Here is a 25,477-nt window from a genome sequence, read left to right as displayed (position 1 = left end):
TACTCACCCGTCCGCCGCTCGTCAGCGGGTAGCAAGCTACCCCTGTTACCGCTCGACTTGCATGTGTTAGGCCTGCCGCCAGCGTTCAATCTGAGCCATGATCAAACTCTTCAGTTTAAGATCTATGTGATCCTTACATGTCACCCGAGGGCAACAAAAGCGGATCAAACTTGGCTCAAGGTTCAAACGAATTCATTCAAAACAGATCCCAAAGGACGAATCCTTTAAAACCTTATTGCTTGAGTCGCTTGCCTTGATATTCGGTGATTTGTCACCAACATCAGCAAGCGCCCACATGAATTACCTGATCAAATTGTTAAAGAGCTGTTTCGCTGTTAGGTTGCTGTGAAAGCAACCGGGCTGCCGTTGACTTGGCTTGCCTCAGCGAGGAAGGAGCATTCTACGCATTTCCTGGTGTTTGTCAAGGGCGTTGTTTTCGATGCAAACCTGACCACATCCAAAACCGCTAACTCTTTGACAAACCGAAGCTTTTACACTTCATTCACCGCTGGTAACGCTTGGCGTCCCCGGCAGCGGATGCGTACTTTACGGATTCGCTGACGGGTTGGCAAGGGCTGTTTTGAAATAACTGTCAAAAAAGTGGAGAAAAGTACTATCTACTCGTTTTAGCCTTACGCATAACGGCTAATACAGGGCCTGAAGCCACGTAGGTACCAAACAGCAATAACAGCATCACTGAAGGCTCGACCGAGATCAACACAAACGCCAGCACTATGGCTAGCAGCACAACAAAAGGTACCGGCTTTTTAAAATCGAGATCCTTGAAGCTGTAGTAACGGATATTACTCACCATCAACACACCCGCCGCAGCTACTACTACTAACATCAATAGTTTGAAACCAAAGGCATCAGCATCAAAGCTATGGAACGTCCATACACTGGCCGCCACTAGCGCGGCTGCAGAAGGGCTCGGCAAACCGATAAACCACTTTTTATCAACACTACCAATTTGTACGTTAAAGCGCGCAAGGCGAAGCGCCGCGCAGGCAACATAGAGAAAGGCCACTACCCACCCCGTCTTACCGATGTCCTGAAGAATCCAGGTAAAGGCAACTAAGGCGGGCGCCATACCAAAGGAGACCATGTCAGCCAAGCTGTCGTACTCAGCGCCGAATTCGCTTTGCGTATTGGTCATACGGGCGACACGGCCATCCAGACCGTCCAGTACCATGGCAATAAAGATCGCAACGGCAGCCGAGGTAAACTCACCATTAATGCCCGCCACTACTGCAAAAAAACCGGCAAAAAGCGCCGAAGTGGTAAATAGGTTGGGCAGCAAATAGATGCCTCGACGGCGAATCTTTTTACCGTCCTCTACGGCCTCTTCGACTACTTCGGTTTCACGCAAAAAGGCAGCCGCCAAATCTTCATTGTCGCCCACTTCTGACTGATGAGCACTGTCTGGCTGCTCAGCTTTATCAGACGGAGCCGAGCCTGGCTGGCCTGGGTTTGACTGATCAGAGTTTGAGTGCTCTTGGTCGCGAGCGTCCTGTGTCATAGTTTTCATCCATTAAAAGAGAAGTCACGGGAACCGTAGTCGCTTTCATTCTACACGGTGAGTGCCACTCAGCCAGCCAATTGCTGCATTGATGCCCTGCGTGGCCTGCATCAACGAGCGCTAACAGGTTAATAACTAAAAAGCGCCGCTCCGGGAAAGAAGCGACGCTTATGTTTACATTTAAGTGCTGACTATAAAGGCTAAGTACTTTCGTGCTTAAAGCGACAACACCTTATCGCCCCGGGCAATACCCGAGACCCCAGTACGGGCGACCTCAAGAATACCCACCGGCGCCATGGCCTGAAGGAAAGCATCAAGCTTGCCCGCATCACCGGTGATCTGCACGGTATACAGGCTTGGCGTTACGTCGACGATCTGCGCGCGGAAGATATCCACCGTGCGCTTCACTTCATCACGCGCCGCGCCTAGCGCTTTCACTTTAACCAACATCAGCTCGCGCTCGATATGGTTGCCTTCGGTGAGATCCACCAGCTTAACCACATCGATCAGCTTATTGAGGTGCTTGGTGATCTGCTCGATCACCCGGTCATCGCCTATGGTAGTGACCGTTAAGCGCGAGAGCGACGGGTCTTCCGTAGGCGCCACGTTAAGCGTTTCGATGTTGAAGTTACGCTGGGAGAACAGCCCGACTACACGTGACAGCGCACCCGGTTCGTTTTCTAACAGAATCGAGATGATATGACGCATCAGGTACGCTCCGTTTTAGACAGCAGCATGTCGCGCATGGCACCTAACGGCACCTGCATCGGATAGACGTGCTCAAAAGGGTCGACCTTCACGTCAAGAAAGACCAGCTCGTGCTTATCAGCAAAGGCACGCTCCAGTGCAGGCTCCAATTCATCAAGCGTATTGACGGTAATGGCGGTAAACCCATACGCCTCAATCAGCATATGGAAGTCCGGCAGCGACTCCATATAGGAGTGCGCGTGGCGTGACTTATAGTTCAAGTCCTGCCACTGACGTACCATACCCAACGACGCATTGTTAAGGTTGACGATCTTAACGCCCACCCCGTACTGCTTACAGGTGGAGAGCTCCTGCATCATCATCTGGAAGCTACCTTCACCGGTGACGCACACTACGTCATCATCCGGGTAGTTCTGCTTGATACCCATGGCGGCGGGGAAACCAAAGCCCATGGTGCCCAAACCACCTGAGGTGATCAGTCGGTTGGGTTTATCAAACTTGTAGTACTGCGCTGCGAACATCTGGTGCTGACCGACATCGGTAGTCACGTAGGCTTCGCCTCGGGTTACCCGACAAAGCGCTTCAATAACTTCCTGTGGCTTAAGCGCTTCACCCACCTTGGAAGGCTCATAAAGCTTGCCTTCACGGTCGGCACGCCAGCCATCAATCTTTTCCCACCACTCAGTCAGTGCTTCAGGATGGGCAATTTTATGCCCCTGCACCAAACTGATCATCTCATTGATAACGCTGGAGGCCGGGCCCACGATCGGTACATCGGCACGTACCGTTTTAGAGATCGAGCTCGGATCAACGTCGACGTGAATGATCTTTGCTGTGGGACAGAACTTCGATGTGCTGTTGGTCACGCGGTCGTCAAAGCGCGCCCCAATGGCAATGATCAGATCGGCGTGGTGCATGGCCATGTTCGACTCATAAGAACCATGCATGCCCAGCCAACCCAAACATTGCCGGTCACTTTGAGGATACGCGCCAATGCCCATCAGCGTGGTGGTAATCGGGTAGCCCAACTGCTTGACCAGATCAGTCAAGCCTTCGCTGGCTTTGCCCGTGACCACGCCGCCACCGGTATAGAACACCGGGCGCTTGGCTTTGAGTATCATCTCAACGGCTTTTTTGATCTGCCCTGTGTGGCCACGCGTGACGGGGTTGTACGAGCGCATCTTGACCTTTTTCGGATAGATGTACTCATAACGCTCAGTGGGAGCCGTCATATCTTTTGGGATATCGACCACCACCGGGCCCGGACGCCCTGTAGCGGCTAAATAAAACGCCTTTTTGAGCACTTCCGGGATTTCAGACGGGTGACGAATCGAGAAGCTGTGCTTCACGATGGGCCGCGTCACGCCGACGATATCGGTTTCCTGGAAGGCGTCTTCACCGATCAGATGACTTGCCACCTGGCCACACAGCACTACCATGGGAATGGAGTCCATGTAGGCGGTGGCGATGCCGGTGACGGCGTTGGTGGCACCGGGGCCTGAGGTAACCAGTACGCAGCCGGGCTTGCCTGATGCACGGGCATAGCCATCGGCGGCGTGAGTAGCCGCTTGTTCGTGACGCACCAGAATGTGCTTCACTTTGTCCTGGCGGAAGAGTGCATCGTAAATATGCAGCGCTGCACCGCCGGGGTAACCATAAATGTATTCGATGCCCTCATCTTGCAAGAAGCGGGCGATCATATCTGCGCCGGAAAGCAGTTCCACTGTATTTCTCCCCTGGAGGTCTCGAGTGCGATCCGCAGGACATCCTGCGGTGTCGAGTGCGGCGGTATGCCGCTGCCGGCCCTTGCCGGCACCTGATGCCAAACCCTGGCAGATGGCCCGGTTAGGGCCTGCACTCTTGTCGGGAGAGGGTGCCTTATGTCGACATAAATCACCCGCTCCCTTACACGGCAGTTCGCCGTGTCGGGGCGTTGGCCAGGTTGGGCGGTTAGCCCAAGCCCGGAAGTCCTTCGGCGGGTAGAGGCTCTCGCCTACCCTTCGCGCGGGAATTAGGGGTTGCCCGTTGGATCCGCGCCCGCAAATCAGGAACTGACAAGATTCCATTAGCAGCCCCACCCTGTCAACCGCCATTACTCGCTGAATGCGCCCATGAGCCCCTTTTCGGCTCAGAGTTGCGGTAATCCAAATACGATTCTCGACGCACGAGACCAATGTCTAAGCCGAGAAATTCGCATATCGTCTGTGCGGCTGTGTAATATTTTAGGTGACACGATTCATCTAAAGTTTATTTCTGATACTCACAGCATTACCTGGAAGTGCAACTCCGAGGAAACATCGCCAGCATTTCCTTGCTTCTCATAGGCTTTCTAAATTCAGCCTATTTGGAGACGGTTAGCACTTATTAGGTGAATCGATTCATCAAACAACGAAGGGTCAGCCAACTGACCTACTACAGCAACAAGTAGCGCGAGGAAAAGCTCATGTCACGCATTGTGCAATGGTCCGTTACCGTGGCACTAGCCGGCTTCCTGTTCGGCTTTGATACGGCAGTAATTTCTGGGGCCGACAAGCCCATTCAAGCACTCTGGGGCCTCAGTGATCTGCAGCATGGTCTGTTGATCATGTCGATGGCTTTATGGGGCACTGTACTTGGCGCCATCTTCGGTAACTGGCCTACCGACCACCTTGGTCGACGCATGACTCTGCTGTTGATTGGTGTTCTGTACTTGGTATCGGCGATAGGATCCGCTGTGGCCACCGACCCCTGGGTCTTCGCCCTCTTCCGCCTCATCGGTGGCATTGGTGTGGGCGTCTCTTCAGTCGCCGCCCCGATTTATATTTCCGAGATTGCCCCACCTCGACATCGGGGTGTGCTGGTGGCCATGTACCAGTTCAATATCGTCTTCGGTATCCTCATGGCGTTCGTTTCCAACTATGTCATCGGCAGTATGATAGAGGGGGATATCGCCTGGCGCTGGATGCTCGGCATCGAGGCCATTCCGGCTCTGATTTATACTCTGATGATTACCCGTGTTCCGCGTAGCCCACGCTGGCTCATCCTCAAGCGCAATGACGTCAAAGAAGCAAGTCGCGTGCTGCGGATGATCGACCCAGACGTGGATGTTGATGCGGAAATTGCCACCATGCGAGCCGCCGAGAACGAGGAGCGCTCCGCTAATGCACGCTTCTTCTCTCGCCGCTATCGGCTGCCGATCCTACTTGCCTTTCTGATCGCCTTCTTCAATCAGTTATCGGGCATCAACTTCATCATCTACTACGCGCCACGCGTGCTTGAGGCCGCTCAGCTCGGCAGCCAAGCGGCACTGCTGTCCACCGCGGGCATTGGTTTAGTCAATCTGGTCTTCACCATGATCGGGATGTCGCTGATCGACCGGTTCGGACGGCGCACACTCCTGTTCATCGGTTCCGCAGGGTACCTGTTGTCATTAGTTCTGATCTCACGTGCCTTCTTTACCGATTCCCTGGGCGGTATCGAGGTGCCGCTGCTACTGGCCCTGTTTATTGCTGCCCATGCTATCAGTCAGGGGGCGGTGATCTGGGTCTTCATTGCAGAGGTGTTCCCCAACCATGTGCGTGCTCGCGGTCAATCCTTTGGCAGCTCAATCCACTGGGTCTTCGCAGCTTTGATTACCCTGGTCATGCCTTGGGTACTGGGCACTTTTAGTGGTGGCCCGGTGTTCGCCTTCTTCGCCATCATGATGTTGCTGCAATTAGTATTCGTGCTGATCCTGATGCCGGAAACACGTAATGTTTCTCTTGAAGAGCTGCAAAAACACTTGGTAGGTAACGACGTCAAACTACGCAGGGTTCATCTATCAGGCGCCCGAGTTAACGTCTGATAACCTCCCACTAAGAGAAGCCAAAAAAAGCCTCGCCAGCAAAGCTAGCGAGGCTTTTTACCTACTCAATTACCCGAAGTGACAGCTCAATTATGAGCTAAACACCAACTTACCTTCTTCTGCGCTGATATGGATGGTATCACCAGGGGCAAATTTGCCACCCAGCAGGTCTTGCGCCAGCGGGTTCTCGATACGGCTCTGTATAGCCCGCTTGAGTGGCCGCGCCCCGTACACAGGGTCGAAGCCCACCACCGCCAGTTGCGCCATGGCCTCTGGGCTGACCTCAAGCTTCAGGTCGTGCTCGGCAAGGCGCACTTTCAAGCGCTCAAGCTGAATACCGGCAATGGCTTGAATCTGCTCTTGGCCCAGGGCGTGGAACACTACCACTTCATCGATGCGGTTGATGAGCTCAGGCCGGAAGTGGTTACCCACCACCTCCATGACCATGTTTTTCATCGACTCATAGTCGCTGTCTTTATCAGCACTGACGTCACCACCCATGCGCTGGATAATGTCAGAGCCCATGTTCGAGGTCATCACGATCACGGTGTTGCGGAAATCTACCGTGCGGCCCTGGCCGTCGGTTAAGCGGCCATCTTCCAATACCTGCAGCAGGATGTTGAAGACATCCGGGTGGGCTTTCTCCACCTCATCCAGCAGCAGCACCGAATAAGGCTTGCGGCGCACGGCTTCGGTCAGGTAACCACCCTCTTCGTAGCCGACGTAGCCAGGAGGCGCACCGATCAAGCGGGCCACGGAGTGCTTCTCCATAAACTCCGACATATCGATACGCACCATCGCCTCTTCGGTATCGAACAGGAAGTTGGCCAGCGACTTACACAGTTCGGTTTTACCCACCCCGGTGGGGCCGAGGAACAGAAACGAACCGTTGGGGCGATTAGGGTCAGAAAGCCCGGCCCTGGAGCGGCGTACCGCATTGGCCACCGCCTCGACGGCCTCATCCTGGCCAATCACACGCTGGTGCAACGCCTCTTCCATACGCAGGAGCTTATCGCGCTCGCCTTCCAGCATTTTGGAGACCGGAATGCCCGTCCAACGGGAAACCACCTCGGCGATCTCCTCTTCGGTGACATTAGAGCGCAGCAGCTGATGGCTTGAGGTATCCGCCTCGCCTTCCCCGCTTTCGGCAATCTTCTTCTCTAGCTCTGGAATCTTGCCGTACTGAATTTCCGACATCCGACCTAAGTCGCCCTGACGACGGGCCTGTTCAAGGTCAATGCGTGCCTGCTCAAGCTCAGCTTTAAACTGAGCAGCCCCTTGAATACTGGCTTTCTCGGCTTTCCAGATTTCATCAAGATCAGCGTATTCGCGCTCTAACTCGTGAATCTGGGTATTGAGTGCCTCCAGGCGTTTTTTGGTAGCCTCGTCGGTCTCTTTCTTAAGCGCCTCACGCTCCATTTTGAGCTGGATCAGGCGGCGATCAAGGCGATCCATCGCCTCTGGCTTGGAGTCCAGCTCCATACGAATCCGCGAGGCGGCTTCGTCGATCAGGTCAATGGCCTTATCGGGCAACTGACGATCAGTGATATAGCGGGTCGAGAGCTTGGCTGCGGCAATAATCGCCGAGTCGGTAATATCCACGCCGTGGTGCACTTCGTAGCGCTCTTTCAAGCCGCGCAGGATCGCCACGGTGTCCTCTTCAGAAGGCTCATCAACCAGCACTTTCTGGAAGCGGCGCTCCAAGGCGGCGTCTTTCTCAATGTACTTGCGGTACTCATCAAGGGTGGTCGCACCCACGCAGTGCAGCTCGCCGCGGGCCAAGGCGGGCTTGAGCATATTGCCCGCGTCCATCGCACCTTCGGCTTTGCCTGCGCCGACCATGGTGTGCAGCTCGTCAATAAACAGGATCACCCGGCCTTCTTCCTGGGAAAGCTCCTTAAGTACCGCTTTCAAGCGCTCTTCAAACTCGCCACGGAATTTGGCACCCGCCAATAGCGAGCCCATATCCAGCGAGAGCACGCGCTTCTCTTTTAAGCCTTCCGGCACTTCGCCGTTAACGATGCGCTGGGCCAACCCCTCGACAATGGCGGTTTTACCCACCCCCGGCTCACCGATTAACACCGGGTTGTTCTTGGTACGCCGCTGCAGCACTTGAATCGTACGGCGAATTTCGTCGTCGCGGCCGATCACCGGGTCGAGCTTGCCGTCCAGCGCGCGCTGGGTAAGATCCATGGTGTATTTATTGAGCGCTTCGCGCTGATCTTCGGCGTTGGCATCGTCGACGGTAGCACCGCCACGCAGGCTGTTAATAGCGGCTTCAAGAGATTTACGGTTAATCCCCGCGTCTTTAAGCAGCTTGGTAATCGCTGAATTCATTTCCAGCGCTGCCAATAGAACGAGTTCACTGGCGATAAACTGATCACCGCGCTTCTGCGCTTCGCGATCGGTTAAGTTAAAAAGCTTGATGAAGTCCCGCGATGGCTGCACTTCGCCGTCGAACTGCCCCACCTTGGGTAGGTTATCCAACTGCTGCACCAACCCATCGCGCAGACGCGAAGGATTGCCCTCGGCTTTTTCAATCAGGGCTTTAATACCGGTGTCTTTGGTGTCAAGCAGGGCCAGCAGCAAGTGCGCTGGGTCTAGCTGATTATGACCGCGGCCAACGGCCAGCGACTGCGCTTCGGCAATCGCACTTTGAAGCTTGGCGGTAAATTTATCAAAACGCATGGAATTCCTCCTGGGGTAGCCGTGCGTTTGGACGCACCGCGTGACCCGATAACGTGTCATTAGACGTGCTAAATCACTATTAGCTTGACAAGTTAAATGGCGTCAGTTCCATGCTTTTCAAGAGGTGGCAGTGTAAACCGCTGACTTATGGAAGCTTTAATTCACATTAATTGATCCAGATCACGCTTGCCATTCGCCCGGTTTTGCCACCATCACGACGGAAGGAGTAGAAGCGCGACTCGCAGGCGGTACAGAAGTGGCCGCCGCTTATGTGATTGACGCCCAGTGCCTCTAACCGAAAGCGCGCCAGCCGGTATAAGTCGGCCATATAATGCCCCAACCGGTAAGGGCTATGGTCAAAGGCGTCAGCGGTATCCGGGTGAACGGCAACAAAGGCGCCGTAAACTTCCGGGCCAACCTCAAATTGAGCGTTGGAGATAGCAGGCCCTAACCACACCAGAATATCGTCTGGGTCAGTGTTCATCGCGGCAATGGTTGCTTCCAGCACACCGCCCGCCAAACCGCGCCAACCGGCATGAGCAACCGCCACCTGGGTACCCGCTCGATTGCAGAACATCACCGGCAGGCAGTCTGCCGTCAGTACGACGCATGCGTACTCATTGGAGGTCGCAAGAGCTGCATCCGCGTCGGCAGCCTCGGGCTGATAACACTGCTGCACACGGGCGCCGTGGGTCTGGTTCAGCCACAACAGAGGCCGCTCATCGCCAATTTCCTTTTGCAGCAAACGACGACACAACGCCACATGGTCAGCATTATCGCCGACATGGGAGGCGGTATTGAAAGCAGCAAAATCACCCTGGCTAGGCCCCGATTCACGGGTCGTCACAAAGGCACGCACGTTGGTCGGCGCTGGCCAGTCGGGCACTAAAAGCGTTGGCCGTAAATTAATGGCATCGCTCATCGCATAGTCTCATTATCTTCGCGCAGGTAATCCAACAACATTAACAAATCATCAGGGAGGTCTGCCTGAAACGTTAATGTTTCGCCGCTTACCGGATGTTTGAAAATCAACTTACGCGCGTGAAGGGCCTGACGAGGGAACTCACGCAGGATCTCTTTCAGCGGCTCAGCAGCCCCCGGTGGTAATTTGGCACGACCACCATACATGGGGTCACCAATTAACGGATAGCGAGCATGGGCCATGTGCACGCGAATTTGGTGGGTACGTCCCGTTTCCAACTTACAGCGCACATGAGTGTGAGCACGGAAGCGCTCAACCACGCGAAAATGGGTAATGGCAGGTTTACCCGAAGCCGTCACGGCCTGGCGTTTACGGTCTTTAGGGTGACGACCAATGGGTGCGTCAATGGTACTACCCGACACCGGCTTACCAATCACCACAGCATCGTACTGACGCGACACACTGCGCGCCTGCAACTGTTCAACCAGAGCCGTTTGGGCGGGCAGCGTTTTCGCTACCATCATCAAACCGGTCGTATCTTTATCCAAACGGTGAACAATGCCAGCCCGGGGCACTTCGGCAAGCGACGGCTGGTGATGCAGTAGTGCATTCAATAGTGTGCCATCCGGGTTGCCTGCGGCAGGATGCACCACCATACCGGCAGCTTTGTTGATGACCATCACCGTGTCGTCTTCGTAAACGATATCCAGCGCCATGTCCTGGGCTTCAAAGCGCGTATCGTCTTCGATGGTGGCCTGAAGCGCCAACACTTCATGGCCATGCAGCTTGGCTTTCGGCTTGGCTTGCGCGCCGTCCACCGTCAACTCACCAGCGTTAATCCACGCTTTTAAGCGTTCGCGGGAGTAATCGCTGAACAACTCAGCCGCCGCTTGGTCTAATCGCGCACCGGCCAACGTAGCGGGCACGCGCTGCGTGTCTTCAACTGTTCGAGACATGAAAAACCTCTTTTTAGACGCAAAAACCCCCAGCCCTGACATGGAAAAATAAGCTGTGACGACACCCGACGAAACGTCGCTAAGCCTGCGTTTTGAGCCGAGGTGTTTTATAGTGGGCGGACTGCGACCTATTCTACCATTTCTACTTATGGCCATCGTCGCTTTTTGGTGATCGAGGCTTGTTTGCAACGAGGATGATGATGCGCGTTATTTCAGCTGCCAACCGCTTTGGTGCTCTAGCCCTAAGCCTTGCCCTTCTAGCGGGCTGTGCGAGTAACGATACAAGTGAAGAAGAGGACGATGAATTTGCTGGGGTTCAGGAGCGTGAGCTCTATGAGCTGGCCCGCACAGCCCTCGACAGCAACCGCTACCCGATTGCGATAGAGCGTTTAGAAGCACTCGATACCCGCTACCCGTTTGGTGTCCATGCTGAGCAAGCACAGCTCGAGCTGATCTATGCCTACTATGAAAACAGCGATTGGGAAGAAGCCCGGGCAGCTGCTAGCCGCTTTATTCGCCTTCATCCTGACCATCCCCAGGTGGATTACGCGTACTACCTGCGTGGTCTTTCCGCCTGGCAAGCAGGCCGCTTCAGCCTGGAGCGCCTACGCCTGATTGATATTTCCAAGCGTGATTTGGGCGCTTCCCGTGATGCCTACAATGACTTCCGCGAGCTGATTCAGCGTTATCCGCAGAGTGAATACGCTGCTGATGCCCAGCAGCGTATCGTCTACTTACGTGAGTTGATGGCCCGCCATGAACTGCACGTTGCCGATTACTACCTGCGCCGCGGCGCTTATCTAGCAGCGGTTGAACGCGGCCGCTGGGTAATCGAAAACTACCCAGAGTCGAACGCTACCCGGGATGCCCTAGCCACCATGGTGGAAGGCTATCAAGGCCTAGACATGGATGACCGCGCCAATGAAGTCCTCGCAGTACTGCGCGAGAACGCGCCTGATCATGAGCAATTGCAGGGCAGCCGCTTTGTTCCCAAGCATTTAGGTCAAAATGATTAAACCATTGCGAGCTTTCAATCGCTAAAAGCTGTACAACACTTACCTACCAAACCACGCCTCGGCGTGGTTTTTTTTATTCAAAAAGAACAGTAAGCGAATAACTTTAAAGGGGAAAATAAAAACAGGATGGCAATATTATACAGATAACACTATTTTCTATACAAATATTGTACAACAGGGCATAATTAGCTCGTCTTACATGATAAAGCGTCTTAACGGCGCCTAAGGGAGCAATCAATGCCACTTCTTAACGCCGGTTCCAGCAACACCAAAATAAGCACGCGTTTAACGCTCGGTTTTTCTGCCTTACTCGGGCTGTTGGTTTTGCTAACAGCCGTAGGTATTTACCAAGTCAATCAAATTGATCGCGACTTAACGACCATTAATGATGTTAACGGTACCAAGCTTGGGTTTGCAGTAGATATGCGCGGCAGCGTGCATGATAGAGCCATTGCTCTGCGCGATGTGGTACTCACCCAAGACGATACTCGGTTAGATGCTTTACGCAGTGAAATGGAGCGCCTAAGCAGTGACTACGTGACGGCATCCGAAGGCGAACATCAAGTGTCTAGCGAGTACCCCAGCGGTCAAGAAGAGCGAAACATTCTAGACAGCATTGACGCCCAAGCCGCCACAACCCTGTCACTCACCCAGCAAGTCATGGAGTTTCGCCAAAAGGATCAATTTGCCGATGCACAGACACTGTTACTCGAAGAAGCGGGGCCTGCTTACGCCGAGTGGCTTAATCGCATTAATCAGTTTATCGAGCTTCAGCAAGCACTGAACGACACCACCACGGCAACAGCCCGCGATACCGCCTCCGGCTTCCAGATGCAGATGCTGGGGCTAACACTGTTCGCTTTACTGGTTGGCGGCTTGATTGCAGTGTTTTTATCCCGCCAGCTACTGCGTGAACTGGGCGCAGAGCCCCACGAAGTCAAAGCGTTTGCGGAAGCGATTGGCCGCGGCGAGCTAACCAGTCATGGGCAGCTTAAGAAGGGCGACACCCGCAGCATCATGGCGTCACAGGTCGCGATGGCGCATCAGCTACAAACCATTGTGACCCAGGTGCGCGCCTCAGCGGAGGCGGTGGCCAGCAACAGCGAGCAAATTGCTGAAGGCAATAACGACCTCTCTTCACGCACCGAGCAGCAGGCAAGTGCACTAGCGGAAACGGCCTCGGCAATGGAGCAACTCAACAGCACGGTAAAACTGAATGCTGATAATTCCGAGCAGGCCAGCCAACAGGCTACCAGCGCGTCCAGTACAGCCAAGCAAGGTGGTGAAGCGGTTAGTCAGGTCGTTGCTACCATGAATGATCTCAACAAAAGCTCACAGGAAATTGCCGGTATCATCTCCACTATCGATGCAATTGCTTTCCAAACCAACATTCTGGCGCTTAACGCCTCGGTCGAAGCCGCCCGTGCAGGCGAGCACGGCCGGGGGTTCGCAGTAGTCGCGGAAGAGGTACGCAGGCTCGCCCAGCGCAGTGCCGATGCGGCACGCGAAATTAACGCTCTGATTTCCAGCAACCTTGAGCGGGTAAACCACGGCAATGAGCGCGCTGAAGAAGCCAGTAAATCGACTGAAGAGATTGTCGCGGCTATCGAGCGGGTAACCAGTATCATGAAGGAGATTAGTTACGCCAGTGCTGAGCAGAGTACCGGTGTACAAGAAGTGGGCCGGGCGGTGACCGAGATGGATCAAGTCACTCAGCAGAACGCCGCACTCGTACAAGAGAGCGCCACCTCCGCCAATAACCTACGTCAGAATGCTCACTCTCTACTGCATGCCATGGAAGTCTTCAAGCTGCCGAAGACCCTTCAAAATGCACAGCCGCAGCACACTGCATTGGCACCTGCACCAGCACGCATTCCAGGCACTAACAAACCTACACTCGCGGCTGCGAAACCTCAGCCAAGCGAACCTAAGTGGGAAAACTTCTAAACTAATAACGATTTTGGCCGTTTATAGTGTAGAGAGAAATGGCTCCTAAGGGTTAGGAGCCGTTCTTTATTGCCTTGCCCGAGGTTGTAATGAAATCCACCCAAAGCCTTTTAATGGTTTTTTTGTTACCTATTTTAATGGTGGTACTACCTGCCCTGCTGATGGTGACAATCGCCATGAAGGTGCTGGAAGAACAGTCGCAGCAAAGCAACCTTTTACAGACCAATGATTTAGACACTTTGGTTCAAATGGCGACCTTTGATCGCCAGCTTAGCGACTTACACCAACGTATCACTGCTTTATTGATCGACACTGAAGTAACAAAGCTAAGTACTTCGCAATGCTATACGGCCTACAGTCAGATTGCGCAAGAGCTTAACCAGATCGGCCAAAGCGTGGACACCCTGGCGACCTCCCCCTGCTTATCGACTTAAGCCAGGACAGTACCGCCGCCCTTCAAAGTGCGTTCCGGCAATATCAGCGTTTTGTCAGTATGGCCAATGAGTCAGCAGCACGAGAACTGGGCGACCCCGCCCTCTTCCTCAAAGAAGCGCAAAACCACTTCAACACCTTTACGCTATTCTCCCAGCAAATATTCGAAGCCTTAACCCTGCGTGCCAAGGAGCGTCATGACCTTTCATTTGATGCACTTACACGCTCTCATAGCACCACCATCTGGCTGGGCATTGCCATGATGGGTGTGCTTATCAGCGCAGCATTTTTTGCTTCCTGGCGCATCAATAAACGGTTGATGGTAGTGGGAGACGCTATTTTATCGCTTTCTAAGCGCCGACAGCCGTTGCCGGACTTCCACGCTATTGAGCAGATGAGACAGCAGCATAGCGGCCCCTTGAAGCGGATTGCCACCGCATTGATCGCGCTCAAGGATTCCGAGCAGCAGCGCCGTGAAGCCGAGCAAAAGATTCACCGGCTCGCCTATTACGATACGCTAACTAAACTACCTAACTGGCGCTTGATGAAAGAGCATCTACAGCATTCGTTGGATACCAACCAACAGGCCAGCACATTTGGCGCGCTAGTGTATCTGGGGATGGATAACTTCAAGCGCATCAACGATAGCAGCGGCCATCGCGTGGGCGATAACCTCCTCAAGCTTATTGCCCAGCGCCTTACCGACCTACAAGTCGAAGGCGCCACCATTGGCCGCCTTGGCGGCGATGAGTTCATGGTCATATTAGACGGCCTGGCTGGAGAACACCTAAAAGCGGCCGAAAAAGCCGAGGCATAGGCCGAACAGATACAGCACAAACTCAATCAGCCTTTCCAGCTAGAAGGGCAAGAACATTTTCTTAGTTTGAGCATGGGTATTGCATTGTTTAACGGGCCACAGCACACGGTCGACAACTTGTTTCAATATACCAACGCTGCCGTTCACTTAGCCCAAAAATCAGGCCCCAATAACATTCGTTTTTACGACCCAAAGGTACAAGCCGATTTAGAAGCCCGCATTGAGTTAGAGCATGATATGCGGCTGGCTATTGAGCGAGATGAATTTATACTCGTCTATCAAATGCAGGTAGACAGCCTTGGGCGGGCGATTGGCGCAGAAGCATTGATCCGCTGGCAACACCCGCGTCATGGGTTTGTCTCGCCGGGTACTTTTATCCCCCTAGCTGAGGAAACGGGTCTAATCATGCCGATTGGCAACTGGGTACTCGAAACAGCCTGTGAACAGTTAGTCATCTGGGCAAATGACGAAAACACGCAGCATCTAACATTAGCAGTCAACGTCAGCGCCAAACAGTTTCAACAGCCCGACTTCGTGGACACCGTTTGCGGCGTGCTAACCAAAAGCGGCGCTCCGGCCCACCGGCTAAAGCTGGAGCTGACAGAAAGTACTATGATTGGCGAAATAGATGACATCATTGCCCGCATGCACCAGCTGAAAGCGCTGGGAGTTAGCTTTTCCTTGGACGATTTCGGCACTGGCTACTCGTCGCTGCAGTACCTCAAACGGCTCCCTTTAGATCAAATCAAAATCGATCAATCGTTTGTGCGCAACCTGCATAAAGACACGGACGATAAGGCCATCGTACAAACCATTATTGCCATGGGGCGTTCGCTCGGGTTGCAGGTTATCGCCGAAGGTGTCGAAAACCAAGAACACTGGCGCCACCTAAACGAACACCAGTGTCATGCCTTCCAAGGATATTATTTTTGCAAGACGGTATCCGCTGCAGAGATGATACAGCGCAGTTTGGCTGCACCACCAATGATCGCCTAATACGGAGGTAGTCCCCGTCATAAAGGCTTACTCACCGGGCTGCCAACCATTGACGATCGGATAGCGGCGGTCGCGACCAAAGCCCCGAGGCGTCACCCGGACACCAATGGGCGCCTGGCGGCGCTTATACTCGCAGCGGTCAACCAGCTTCACCACTTTATAGACGTCTTCAGCGTCAAAGCCACCAGCGATGATCGCTTCAGCGCTCATGTCGCCTTCGATATAGCTTAATAGGATAGCGTCGAGCACGTCGTAATCGGGTAAAGAGTCGCTATCCTGCTGATCCGGCGCCAGCTCCGCACTGGGTGGGCGCTCAATGACCCGCTCGGGGATCGCAGGTGATTGCGTATTGCGCCAGCGAGCCAAGCGATACACCCAGGTTTTATACACGTCTTTGATGGCATTAAAACCGCCCACCATATCGCCATACAGCGTGGCGTAGCCCACCGCCATTTCGCTCTTGTTACCAGTCGTCAGTACCATCAAGCCTTTTTTATTGGAGATCGCCATCAGCAGTACGCCGCGACAGCGGGACTGTAGGTTCTCTTCGGTGGTATCTCGCTCAGTTCCCGCGAAGCTCTCTGCCAGCGTGCCCATAAAGGCTTCTACCATGGGCTCGATCGGCATGATCTCATAGTGGACGTCGAGCATTTTGGCCTGTTCTGCGGCATCCTGCTTGGAGATATCCGCGGTGTAGTGGTACGGCATCATCACCGCCTGCACCCGTTGAGGGCCCAGTGCGTCAACCGCAATCGCCAGCGAAAGCGCTGAGTCGATACCGCCGGAAAGCCCCAACACCACGCCCTCAAAACCACTCTTGTTGACGTAATCGCGCAGCCCGGTAACTAACGCACAGTAAAGGCTCTCTTCCGGTTCTACCTCGGGGTCAATCTCTCCGGCTTGGGGTTCCCAGACCGTCGCGCTGGTTTGCAAAAACTGAACCGGCATCAGGCCCGCCTGCCAATACGGTGCCAGCACCTGCAGCTCACCGCTGGCGTTAACGCAGCAAGAGCCGCCATCAAAGACCAGTTCATCTTGGCCACCGATGGTGTTTACATACACAATTGGAAGCTGCGTATCCTGAGCGTGTTTCTCCAACAGGCGCAGCCGTTCCGCGGGCTTGTCCTGGTGATAGGGAGAGGCGTGCAAGGAAACCAGTACCTCAGCACCCGCTTGTGCAGCGGCCTTAACCGGCGCGCCATCCCATAGGTCTTCGCAGATCACGATGCCCAGTTTGGCGCCTTTATGCTCATACACCAGCGTTTCAGTGCCGGGCGTGAAATAGCGCTGCTCATCGAACACTTGGTAGTTAGGCAGCGCCTGCTTGGCGTACTCAGCTTCCCACTGGCCGTTGTAAAGTAGGCCCGCCAAGTTGTAACAGCGGCCTTCCCGCACGCCGGGATAGCCAATGATCACCAACACATCACTAGCGACCTTCGATGCCATTAGCGCGCGAGCTTCACGCAGGCGGGTTTCCATTGAGGGGCGCAGCAGCAGGTCTTCCGGTGGGTAGCCTGACAAAAAAAGCTCTGGAAAGACAACAATATCCGCCCCATGCTCAATCCGCGCTTCGCGCACTGCTTCAATCGCGCGTGCGGCATTGCCGGGAATATCCCCGACCAGAGGATCGAGTTGGGCCATTACCAGCGTTAAGTCTTGCATGGGCGTCAAAATCTCTTGAGAATCTTTAAAATAGGGTTACACCAACATAGTCGTATTGTCCCGCAAGGGCCGCCAACTGGCAAAGGCTGCGGGTCTATCCTAACGCCTTGTGCCTAGATTCCCACTTTGGGAGACACAAAAGGATGAACCTCTTGATCATTCGGCTGATTATCTTCGCCGTTATATTCTATGCCGGTTTAAAGCTATACGGCATATACCGGCAACGTAAGCTTGAGCATGAAGCGCAGCATAAAAAAGTCAACCGCCACGAGGGTGGCAAAATGGTGCGCTGCCGCTGGTGTGAGGTCCACGTTCCTGAAGACGAAGCACTGCGTGACCAGGAGCAATGGTTCTGCTCCAGCGCCCATCGCGACCGCTACCTGCAGGAGCAGCAGGATAAAGACGGCACACCTTAAGCCTGTATTAGCCGTTCTGGCGTAAGTTGGTAAGGCGCGGGGTCAATTAGTGGCTCGCGCCCCAGCAGTTGATCCACCAGTAAATGGGTCGAGGCAGGCGCCAGCACCAAGCCGTTGCGATAGTGCCCGGCATTGACGAAGACGTTACTCCATTCAGGCAGCGCACCGATAAAGGGAATGCCCGTTGGGGATCCAGGCCGCAGGCCGGCCCACTGGTGCGCTACCGGGTACGTTGCCAAAGCGGGCAGAATAGCTTCAGCACTCTGTTTTAGCGACGCCAATGCCGCCTCATCGGTGCGCTTGTCAAAACCCACCTCTTCCAGCGTAGAACCGACCAATAGCAAGCCATCTGCACGCGGAATAATATAGCGTCCATCTTTTAACACCACGCGCTGCACCAACCCTTTGGGTGTTTGGTAAGCGATCATCTGACCTTTAACGGGTCTTACCGGCAACTGCACATTCAACTGCGACAAGAGCTGCGCAGCCCAAGCGCCGCCGCAAACAATAATTCGTTCAGCCGTTATCGGCCCCTGAGACGTCACCACACCTTCAACGATGCCCTCTACTTTGCCACCCTGTTGAATAAAACCACTGACCTCGCACTGCTCTTTCAGCGTTACCTGGGGCATCGCAGCTAACCGCGCCTTCAACGCCTTGGCTAAACGTGGATTGCGCACACTGCCCAGCGTCGGCATCCATAGCGCGCTATCATCAGCCATTGCCACACCAGGTTCTTTAGCGTGAACAAAGTCTGCCCCTACCCGCTCTAGCGGTTTCCCCAACTGGCGTGCCCATTGCAGCGCTTGGTCGGCATCGTCCACATTTAGGTAGAGCAGCCCTTTTTGACGATATTCGGGGTCAATACCGGTCTCTTCCAATAAGCGCAGGGCTAAAGAAGGGTAAACGCCTTCCGACCAGCGGGAAAGTTGCGATACCGCGGCATCGTAGCGCCAGGGATAGAGCGGCGAAACGATACCACCGCCCGCCCAGGATGCCTCTTTACCGCACTCACCACAATCAACCAGTGTGACCTGGTGACCGGCATCGGCTAACTGCAGCGCTGTCATCATACCGATCACGCCGCCGCCAATAATTAAGAAATCGCTCACAAAATTGTCCGTTTTGGCTTACATAAAAAAAGCGTAGCGCCGCCTAGAATGACCTATTAACGACGATATGTTCGCTACTGGTAAAGGAGAGTGAGCATAGCGCGGGCGATAACAAGGTCAAGTGAGGAAAGGCGATGAGCAGTTTCCATATCAAGACGCACACCACACCTGAAAGCGGGTTTACGCTGCTCGAGCTACTGATCACCCTACTGTTGGTTGGAATCATCGCCGCCTGGGGGCTACCCAATTTTCAAGCATTGGGGGAGCGTACCGCACAGACTAGCGAGGTCAATCGATTCCAGAGTGCGTTTTCATTCGCGCGTAATACAGCGATTAGCCAACGCCGCCAGCTGACGCTTTGCCCAGCCTCGCAGAACCGTGAGGCTTGCGCTAATGACTGGGGTGGAGAGCTTATGATTGTGCGGGGCAATAAAACCGATAGCATCACTGAAGAAGACATTTTGCGCATTGTGCCCGCGCAACAAGGCACACAAGTGACCTACAACCGGGGCTGGTCGCGCATCCGTTACAGCCCGCTGGGCTATACCAGCGGTTATAACGGCAGTTTTGCTATTTGCTCAACCAGCGGCGCCGTGGGCTCTAAGGGTAAAAAGCTGGTACTTAGCCAATTAGGGCGGCTAAGGATTGATGAAGCGCCTATCGACTGTTAATCATTAGGCGCTTCAACTCATTCACGGCGTTGTGACAATGGTTTTAAGCAATACCGTCTAAATAGCGCTCGGCATCCAGCGCTGCCATGCAGCCGCTGCCAGCTGAAGTGATTGCTTGACGATAAATGTGATCCATCACGTCGCCGCAGGCAAATACGCCCGGTACGCTAGTCGCGGTTGCATTCCCTTCAAGGCCTGAATGCACTTTGATATAGCCGCCGTTCATGTCCAACTGACCCGCAAAGATCCCCGTGTTGGGACTATGGCCAATGGCAATAAACAGCCCAGGCGCATGGATCTCTTTGCTTGAACCATCTTTAGTGGATTTCACCCGAACGCCTGTAACACCGGAGTTATCGCCGAGCACTTCTTCGACTTCCTGGAACCACTCAAGAACGATTTTGCCCGCCTCAGCTTTCTCGAAAAGCTTATCTTGGAGGATTTTTTCCGCCCGCAACGTGTCACGGCGGTGTACCAGGGTCACTTTGGAAGCAATGTTAGAGAGATAGAGCGCCTCTTCCACGGCGGTATTGCCGCCGCCCACCACAATGACTTCCTGATTGCGGTAGAAAAAACCGTCGCAGGTAGCGCAGGCCGACACCCCTTGACCCATAAACTGCTGCTCAGTGGGCAGACCCAGGTAACGGGCACTGGCGCCGGTGGCCACGATCAACGCATCGCAAGTATAAATACCGCTATCGCCTTTTAAGGTAAACGGTTTTTCGCTTAAGCTAACCTCATTGATGTGATCAAACAGCACCTCTGTATTGAAACGTTCGGCGTGCTGCTTCATGCGCTCCATCAACTCCGGCCCCTGTACGCCTTGAGCGTCGCCGGGCCAGTTATCCACATCGGTTGTGGTGGTCAGTTGGCCACCCGCCTGAATACCGGTAATTAGCAGCGGCTTCAGGTTGGCCCGAGCAGCATAGACGGCAGCCGTATAGCCTGCGGGACCGGATCCAAGAATAATCAAACGCTCATGACGAGTTTCCATGACACCACCTTGTAAATATCTGACTGATAGCTTTGTCGCTAGCTGTGTTAATAGCTTTGAAAAAATTAGCCACAGAGTCTGCCTGAAATGGTGCCAAGTACAAGCTATTGCAAGGTTTCATCTACGCTATTAGGCGAAGAAACCTTGAAAGCCTCTGTGCAAAGACCCATGTGTTATTACTAAATCAACGCCATACTGGGGGGAAATCTATACTAAAGAAAGATCGTGACCGTCATGCTGAGCGCTGCGCTCAGCAACCAGAGGAGAGAGATATGAGCAAGATACCCGATACGCTAAACACCCTAGAGGTTGGTAGTAAAACCTATCACTACTACAGCCTGCCCCACGCGGCCGAGACCCTGGGCAGCATTGACCGCCTTCCCAAGACGCTCAAGATTCTACTCGAAAACCAGCTGCGCTTCGCCGACGACGAAAGCGTAGATCAGGAAGATATGCAGGCCCTGGTCGACTGGCAGGCCGAGGGCAAATCCAGCCGCGAAATCGGCTACCGCCCGGCACGGGTACTCATGCAGGACTTTACCGGCGTGCCCGGCGTGGTGGATTTAGCCTCCATGCGCGCCGCGGTAGAAAAGCTGGGCGAAGACCCGGCGAAGATCAACCCGCTTTCCCCCGTCGATCTCGTTATCGACCACTCGGTAATGGTCGATAAGTTCGGCAACCCGGCGGCGTTTCAAGAGAACGTCGATATCGAAATGCAGCGCAACCGCGAGCGCTATGAGTTTCTGCGCTGGGGCCAGCAGGCGTTTGATAACTTTAGCGTCGTTCCCCCCGGTACCGGTATTTGCCACCAGGTCAACCTGGAGTACCTAGGCAGAACGGTATGGACGAAGGACGAAGACGGCAAGACCTTTGCCTACCCCGACACCCTCGTTGGCACTGACTCTCACACCACCATGATCAACGGCCTGGGCGTGCTTGGCTGGGGCGTGGGCGGTATTGAAGCCGAAGCGGCCATGCTCGGGCAGCCGGTGTCGATGCTGATCCCCGAAGTGATTGGCTTTAAATTAACCGGCAAGCTACGCGAAGGTATTACCGCCACTGACCTGGTACTCACCGTTACCGAGATGCTGCGTAAAAAAGGCGTGGTGGGTAAATTTGTCGAGTTCTACGGCGATGGTTTGAAAGACCTGCCGCTGGCGGATCGTGCCACGATCGCCAATATGGCCCCCGAGTATGGTGCTACCTGTGGTTTCTTCCCAGTGGATGAAGAAACCCTGAACTATATGCGCCTGACGGGGCGTGAAGATGAGCAAGTCGCCCTGGTGGAAGCCTACAGCAAGGCCCAAGGGCTGTGGCGTGAACCTAATGACGAGCCGATCTTCACCGACGCCCTAGCACTGGACATGACCGAGGTAGAGGCCAGCTTGGCCGGCCCCAAACGTCCTCAGGATCGCGTGGCGCTGAAAGACATGGCGGCGGCCTTTGACAAGTTCATGCAGGAAGACGTCAACGCGGATGCCAACGCAAAGGGGGAGCTCTCTTCTGAAGGCGGCCAAACCGCCGTGGGGGTGAGGCGCAGCTTCGAGCATGACACCAGCCAGGCCGTTAAGCTTGATAACCATGATTTCAGCCTTGACCCCGGGGCGGTGGTGATTGCGGCGATTACCTCGTGCACCAACACCTCCAACCCCAGCGTGATGATGGCCGCTGGGCTGCTGGCACGTAAAGCGCGTGAAAAGGGGTTAACCACGAAGCCCTGGGTGAAAACCTCCTTAGCACCAGGTTCCAAAGTGGTCACCGATTATCTGGAAGCCGCTGAATTAAACGATGACTTGGATGCACTGGGCTTCAACCTCGTCGGCTACGGCTGCACCACCTGTATCGGTAACTCCGGTCCGCTGCCTGATGAGATCGAAAAAGCGATCAACAGCGGCGACCTTGCCGTGGCCTCGGTGCTCTCCGGTAACCGTAACTTTGAGGGCCGTGTACACCCGTTGGTCAAAACCAACTGGCTGGCCTCGCCGCCCCTGGTGGTGGCTTACGCCCTGGCGGGTAATGTCCAGCTTGACCTTACCCAGGCGCCGTTGGGCAAAGATAGCAACGGCGACCCGGTCTACCTCAAAGATATCTGGCCCAGTCAGACCGAGATTGCCAGCGCCGTCGAGCAGGTCAACACCGCCATGTTCCGTAAAGAATACGGCGCGGTGTTTGAGGGTGACGATGTCTGGAAAGCCATCGACGTGTCAGAAAGCAAGGTCTATCAGTGGCCTGAATCCACCTACATTCAGCACCCCCCCTTCTTTGAAGGCATGGGCCGCGAGCCGGATGCCATCGAAGATGTGCACAGTGCCCGCGTGCTTGCCATGCTGGGTGATTCGGTGACCACCGACCATATCTCCCCTGCCGGTGCCATCAAGCCTGACAGCCCCGCCGGGCGCTATCTGCAAGAACACGGCGTCAGGCCGGTCGACTTCAACTCCTACGGCTCACGCCGGGGTAACCATGAAGTCATGATGCGCGGCACCTTCGCCAACGTGCGGATCAAAAACGAGATGCTCGACGGCGTGGTCGGCGGTGAAACACGCCACGTACCCAGCGGCGAGCAGATGGCCATTTACGATGCGGCCATGAAGTACAAAGAGGAAGGCAAACCGCTCGTCGTGATCGCCGGTAAAGAGTACGGCACCGGCTCCTCACGGGATTGGGCGGCCAAAGGCACCCGTTTGCTGGGCGTTCGCGCGGTGATTGCCGAATCCTTCGAGCGTATTCACCGCTCTAACCTGATCGGCATGGGTGTTGTACCGCTGCAGTTTGCCGAAGGCGAAAGCCGTAAAACGTTGGGGTTAACCGGCGATGAAGAGATTTCGATTGCCGGATTAAGCGACCTGACGCCAGGTGGCACGGTCAAAATCGTGATCAAAAATGCCGACGGGGAACGTAGCGTTGATGCCAAGTGCCGAATTGATACGGTAAACGAGCTGGCTTACTACCGTCACGGTGGTATCCTTCACTACGTGTTGCGCAAGATGATCGGCGCAGCCTAAAAGGGTAAAACCTACCAATGCTTGCATGCCCCCACCTCGGTGGGGGCTTTTTTTAGCCAAACGTTTAAAAAGCGCGGCGGCGATAGGTGCGATAATCTGGCGACCAGGACGCCTTTTCAATCAGTTCCCGTAGCGTCGTACCACTGGTTTTCAGTGCCACGCCATTCTGCTGTGCCTGGGCAGCCACTTCAAAAGCAATCGACTTGCTGATATCGCGAATACGCGATAGCGGCGGCAGCAAAGCACCCTTGCCCTCTTTAACCAGCGGCGCTTCACGGGCCAGCGCCCGCGAGGCGCTCATCAGCATCTCGTCGGTGACTCGATTGGCACTGGCAGCAATCACGCCCAACCCAATGCCTGGGAAGATATAGGCATTGTTGCACTGGGCAATCGGATAAGTACGGCCGTTGTAAACCACCGGCGCAAAGGGGCTACCGGTGGCGACCAGGGCTTGGCCATCCGTCCAGCGGATGACATCCTCCGGCACGGCCTCTGCTTGGGAAGTAGGGTTAGACAGCGGCATGATGACCGGGTGTTCACAACCCGCGTGCATGGTGCGCACCACCTGCTCGGTGAAGATACCGCGCTGGCCGCAGACACCGATAAGCACTGTTGGTTTGATCTGAGCGATCGTCTCTTCCAGCCCCTGGCCATTCCACTCGGCGACTAGCGAAGGGTCGTGGGCTAAACGGCGCTGGAAGTCACGCTGCCACTCTTGATCGCTGGTCATCAAGCCTCCGCGATCGACAATGTAAATACGCGACCGTGCTTCGCTTTCGGTCAAGCCCTCCGCTTCCATCGCTACGACCACTTGCTCGGCGATTCCACACCCCGCCGAGCCGCCACCCACAAACACCACACGCTGCTGGGCAATGGTCTCTTCCCGGGCCTGACAAGCCGCCATTAACGTACCCACCACCACAGATGCAGTACCCTGCACATCGTCGTTGAAGCAGCAAAGTTCGTTGCGGTAGCGCTCTAGCAGCGGCACCGCATTGGCCTGGGCAAAGTCTTCAAACTGCAGCAGTACGTTAGGCCAGCGGCGCTTCACAGCAGCGATAAATTCTGCCATGAAAGCATCGTACTCTTCCTGCCCTACCCGCTCGTGGCGCCAGCCCATGTACATGGGATCATCCAGCAGCGCTTTGTTGTTAGTGCCCACATCAATCATGATCGGCAGCGTGTAGGCGGGACTAATGCCGCCACAGGCGGTATACAGCGCCAGTTTACCAATCGGGATACCCATGCCCCCGATGCCCTGGTCGCCTAGGCCTAGAATGCGCTCACCATCCGTCACTACGATCACTTTGACGTTATCTTTGGTGGCGCTGCGCAGGATATCATCCATATGTTCGCGGTCAGGGTAGCTAATAAACAGACCGCGGTGGTTACGGTAAATGTTGGAAAATTCCTGGCACGCTTGCCCCACAGTGGGGGTGTAAATAATCGGCAGCATCTCTTCCAGGTGCTGGGAAACCATACGGAAGTAGAGCGTTTCGTTGTCGTCTTGAATGGCGCGCAGGTGGATGTGCTTTTCGAGGTCGCTATGGCATTGTTGGTACTGACGGTAGACCCGCTCTAGCTGATCCTCAATGGTTTCCACCTTCTGCGGCAGCAAACCAATCAGGTTAAACGCCAAGCGCTCCTGCTGAGTAAACGCGCTGCCTTTGTTCAATAGCGGCATTTCGAGCAAAGAAGGACCGGCGTAAGGAAGGTATAGGGGGCGTCTACTCTGGGTAGTCATAAGCACTCTCTTTTTCATGTCAATCACTGCTGCAATGCAGCAATGTCGG

19 protein-coding genes and 1 rRNA gene are annotated in these 25,477 nt (G+C 54.7%); 9 read left to right on the top strand and 11 right to left on the bottom strand.

Annotated features, from left to right (window positions below):
* The 4 genes from E0L35_RS01965 to E0L35_RS01950 form a co-directional block, all read right to left on the bottom strand.
* Positions 1-117, bottom strand: a 16S ribosomal RNA gene (locus E0L35_RS01965); the annotation flags it as partial.
* Positions 118-613: 496 nt separating this feature from the next.
* Positions 614-1,519, bottom strand: a complete 906-nt coding sequence (gene pssA / locus E0L35_RS01960) for a CDP-diacylglycerol--serine O-phosphatidyltransferase (RefSeq protein WP_138799448.1) — start codon at positions 1,517-1,519, stop codon at positions 614-616.
* Positions 1,520-1,735: 216 nt separating this feature from the next.
* Complete coding sequence (gene ilvN, locus E0L35_RS01955) at positions 1,736-2,227, bottom strand: acetolactate synthase small subunit (RefSeq protein ID WP_009287561.1); 492 nt, start codon at positions 2,225-2,227, stop codon at positions 1,736-1,738.
* Positions 2,227-3,951, bottom strand: coding sequence for an acetolactate synthase 3 large subunit (locus E0L35_RS01950; RefSeq protein WP_027956886.1), 1,725 nt, complete (start codon positions 3,949-3,951; stop codon positions 2,227-2,229). The genes ilvN and E0L35_RS01950 overlap by 1 nt, the downstream gene beginning before the upstream one ends.
* Before the next feature lie 719 nt (positions 3,952-4,670).
* Here E0L35_RS01950 and E0L35_RS01945 point away from each other — a divergent pair.
* Positions 4,671-6,050, top strand: a complete 1,380-nt coding sequence (locus E0L35_RS01945) for a sugar porter family MFS transporter (RefSeq protein ID WP_022522022.1) — start codon at positions 4,671-4,673, stop codon at positions 6,048-6,050.
* 90 nt (positions 6,051-6,140) lie between these two features.
* Here E0L35_RS01945 and clpB read toward each other — a convergent pair whose 3' ends face one another.
* From clpB to rluD, 3 genes are all read right to left on the bottom strand, one after another.
* On the bottom strand, positions 6,141-8,738 hold the full coding sequence (clpB, locus tag E0L35_RS01940; RefSeq protein ID WP_138799447.1) for an ATP-dependent chaperone ClpB: 2,598 nt from the start codon (positions 8,736-8,738) through the stop codon (positions 6,141-6,143).
* A gap of 166 nt (positions 8,739-8,904) precedes the next feature.
* Positions 8,905-9,660 (bottom strand): peptidoglycan editing factor PgeF, encoded by a 756-nt coding sequence (gene pgeF / locus E0L35_RS01935; RefSeq protein ID WP_009287557.1) that lies wholly within the window; start codon positions 9,658-9,660, stop codon positions 8,905-8,907.
* Entirely contained in the window at positions 9,657-10,616 is a 960-nt protein-coding gene (rluD, locus tag E0L35_RS01930) for a 23S rRNA pseudouridine(1911/1915/1917) synthase RluD (RefSeq protein ID WP_138799446.1), read from the bottom strand. Before rluD ends, pgeF begins: the two co-directional genes overlap by 4 nt.
* A 200-nt stretch (positions 10,617-10,816) precedes the next feature.
* On the opposite strand from rluD, the gene E0L35_RS01925 reads away from it, so the two are divergent.
* The 5 genes from E0L35_RS01925 (at position 10,817) to E0L35_RS26535 (ending at position 15,824) form a co-directional block, all read left to right on the top strand.
* Positions 10,817-11,632 (top strand): outer membrane protein assembly factor BamD, encoded by an 816-nt coding sequence (locus E0L35_RS01925; RefSeq protein WP_022522020.1) that lies wholly within the window; start codon positions 10,817-10,819, stop codon positions 11,630-11,632.
* A 237-nt stretch (positions 11,633-11,869) separates the two neighbouring features.
* A complete protein-coding gene (locus tag E0L35_RS01920) occupies positions 11,870-13,579 on the top strand; it encodes a methyl-accepting chemotaxis protein (protein ID WP_027956889.1) in 1,710 nt (569 codons plus the stop codon).
* A gap of 89 nt (positions 13,580-13,668) precedes the next feature.
* The gene (locus E0L35_RS26545; RefSeq protein WP_249362070.1) at positions 13,669-14,013 is read left to right on the top strand and encodes a hypothetical protein; all 345 of its coding nucleotides are present in this window, start codon (positions 13,669-13,671) and stop codon (positions 14,011-14,013) included.
* Positions 14,014-14,072: 59 nt separating this feature from the next.
* Positions 14,073-14,828 carry a GGDEF domain-containing protein gene (locus E0L35_RS26540; RefSeq protein WP_249362069.1) on the top strand — a complete coding sequence of 252 codons (756 nt, stop codon included), beginning with the start codon at positions 14,073-14,075 and terminating at the stop codon, positions 14,826-14,828.
* Positions 14,829-14,900: 72 nt separating this feature from the next.
* The gene (locus tag E0L35_RS26535; protein ID WP_249362068.1) at positions 14,901-15,824 is read left to right on the top strand and encodes an EAL domain-containing protein; all 924 of its coding nucleotides are present in this window, start codon (positions 14,901-14,903) and stop codon (positions 15,822-15,824) included.
* A 27-nt stretch (positions 15,825-15,851) separates the two neighbouring features.
* Here E0L35_RS26535 and E0L35_RS01910 read toward each other — a convergent pair whose 3' ends face one another.
* Entirely contained in the window at positions 15,852-17,486 is a 1,635-nt protein-coding gene (locus E0L35_RS01910; RefSeq protein WP_138799445.1) for an NAD+ synthase, read from the bottom strand.
* Positions 17,487-17,629: 143 nt separating this feature from the next.
* On the opposite strand from E0L35_RS01910, the gene E0L35_RS01905 reads away from it, so the two are divergent.
* On the top strand, positions 17,630-17,902 hold the full coding sequence (locus E0L35_RS01905) for a PP0621 family protein (RefSeq protein ID WP_022522015.1): 273 nt from the start codon (positions 17,630-17,632) through the stop codon (positions 17,900-17,902).
* Here the strand turns inward: E0L35_RS01905 and thiO are convergent.
* Positions 17,899-19,014 (bottom strand): glycine oxidase ThiO, encoded by a 1,116-nt coding sequence (gene thiO / locus E0L35_RS01900; protein ID WP_138799444.1) that lies wholly within the window; start codon positions 19,012-19,014, stop codon positions 17,899-17,901. The genes E0L35_RS01905 and thiO overlap by 4 nt on opposite strands.
* Before the next feature lie 134 nt (positions 19,015-19,148).
* Here thiO and E0L35_RS01895 point away from each other — a divergent pair, with 134 nt between their 5' ends.
* A complete protein-coding gene (locus tag E0L35_RS01895; protein WP_138799443.1) occupies positions 19,149-19,685 on the top strand; it encodes a GspH/FimT family pseudopilin in 537 nt (178 codons plus the stop codon).
* 43 nt (positions 19,686-19,728) lie between these two features.
* Here the strand turns inward: E0L35_RS01895 and trxB are convergent, their stop codons facing one another.
* Entirely contained in the window at positions 19,729-20,679 is a 951-nt protein-coding gene (gene trxB / locus E0L35_RS01890; RefSeq protein WP_009287549.1) for a thioredoxin-disulfide reductase, read from the bottom strand.
* Positions 20,680-20,951: 272 nt separating this feature from the next.
* Here trxB and acnA point away from each other — a divergent pair, with 272 nt between their 5' ends.
* On the top strand, positions 20,952-23,684 hold the full coding sequence (gene acnA / locus E0L35_RS01885) for an aconitate hydratase AcnA (RefSeq protein WP_138799442.1): 2,733 nt from the start codon (positions 20,952-20,954) through the stop codon (positions 23,682-23,684).
* Positions 23,685-23,748: 64 nt separating this feature from the next.
* On the opposite strand, the gene E0L35_RS01880 is transcribed toward acnA, so the two are convergent.
* On the bottom strand, positions 23,749-25,428 hold the full coding sequence (locus E0L35_RS01880; protein WP_138799441.1) for an NAD-dependent malic enzyme: 1,680 nt from the start codon (positions 25,426-25,428) through the stop codon (positions 23,749-23,751).
* Positions 25,429-25,477 lie beyond the last annotated feature (49 nt).

The organism is Halomonas sp. ATBC28, from assembly GCF_005937175.1.
Classification (GTDB): domain Bacteria; phylum Pseudomonadota; class Gammaproteobacteria; order Pseudomonadales; family Halomonadaceae; genus Vreelandella; species Vreelandella titanicae.
The sequence above is the reverse complement of the archived record's forward strand: the minus strand, read 5'-3'. Positions and strand labels throughout refer to the sequence as shown.

Excerpts from the sequence above, each read along its gene's own strand:
- pssA (WP_138799448.1), bottom strand. The coding sequence starts at position 1,519 with ATGACACAGGACGCTCGCGACCAAGAGCACTCAAACTCTGATCAGTCA.
- ilvN (WP_009287561.1), bottom strand. The coding sequence starts at position 2,227 with ATGCGTCATATCATCTCGATTCTGTTAGAAAACGAACCGGGTGCGCTG.
- E0L35_RS01945 (WP_022522022.1), top strand. The coding sequence starts at position 4,671 with ATGTCACGCATTGTGCAATGGTCCGTTACCGTGGCACTAGCCGGCTTC.
- clpB (WP_138799447.1), bottom strand. The coding sequence starts at position 8,738 with ATGCGTTTTGATAAATTTACCGCCAAGCTTCAAAGTGCGATTGCCGAA.
- pgeF (WP_009287557.1), bottom strand. The coding sequence starts at position 9,660 with ATGAGCGATGCCATTAATTTACGGCCAACGCTTTTAGTGCCCGACTGG.
- rluD (WP_138799446.1), bottom strand. The coding sequence starts at position 10,616 with ATGTCTCGAACAGTTGAAGACACGCAGCGCGTGCCCGCTACGTTGGCC.
- E0L35_RS01925 (WP_022522020.1), top strand. The coding sequence starts at position 10,817 with ATGCGCGTTATTTCAGCTGCCAACCGCTTTGGTGCTCTAGCCCTAAGC.
- E0L35_RS01920 (WP_027956889.1), top strand. The coding sequence starts at position 11,870 with ATGCCACTTCTTAACGCCGGTTCCAGCAACACCAAAATAAGCACGCGT.
- E0L35_RS26545 (WP_249362070.1), top strand. The coding sequence starts at position 13,669 with ATGAAATCCACCCAAAGCCTTTTAATGGTTTTTTTGTTACCTATTTTA.
- E0L35_RS26540 (WP_249362069.1), top strand. The coding sequence starts at position 14,073 with ATGGCCAATGAGTCAGCAGCACGAGAACTGGGCGACCCCGCCCTCTTC.
- E0L35_RS26535 (WP_249362068.1), top strand. The coding sequence starts at position 14,901 with ATGGGTATTGCATTGTTTAACGGGCCACAGCACACGGTCGACAACTTG.
- E0L35_RS01910 (WP_138799445.1), bottom strand. The coding sequence starts at position 17,486 with ATGCAAGACTTAACGCTGGTAATGGCCCAACTCGATCCTCTGGTCGGG.
- E0L35_RS01905 (WP_022522015.1), top strand. The coding sequence starts at position 17,630 with ATGAACCTCTTGATCATTCGGCTGATTATCTTCGCCGTTATATTCTAT.
- E0L35_RS01895 (WP_138799443.1), top strand. The coding sequence starts at position 19,149 with ATGAGCAGTTTCCATATCAAGACGCACACCACACCTGAAAGCGGGTTT.
- trxB (WP_009287549.1), bottom strand. The coding sequence starts at position 20,679 with ATGGAAACTCGTCATGAGCGTTTGATTATTCTTGGATCCGGTCCCGCA.
- acnA (WP_138799442.1), top strand. The coding sequence starts at position 20,952 with ATGAGCAAGATACCCGATACGCTAAACACCCTAGAGGTTGGTAGTAAA.
- E0L35_RS01880 (WP_138799441.1), bottom strand. The coding sequence starts at position 25,428 with ATGACTACCCAGAGTAGACGCCCCCTATACCTTCCTTACGCCGGTCCT.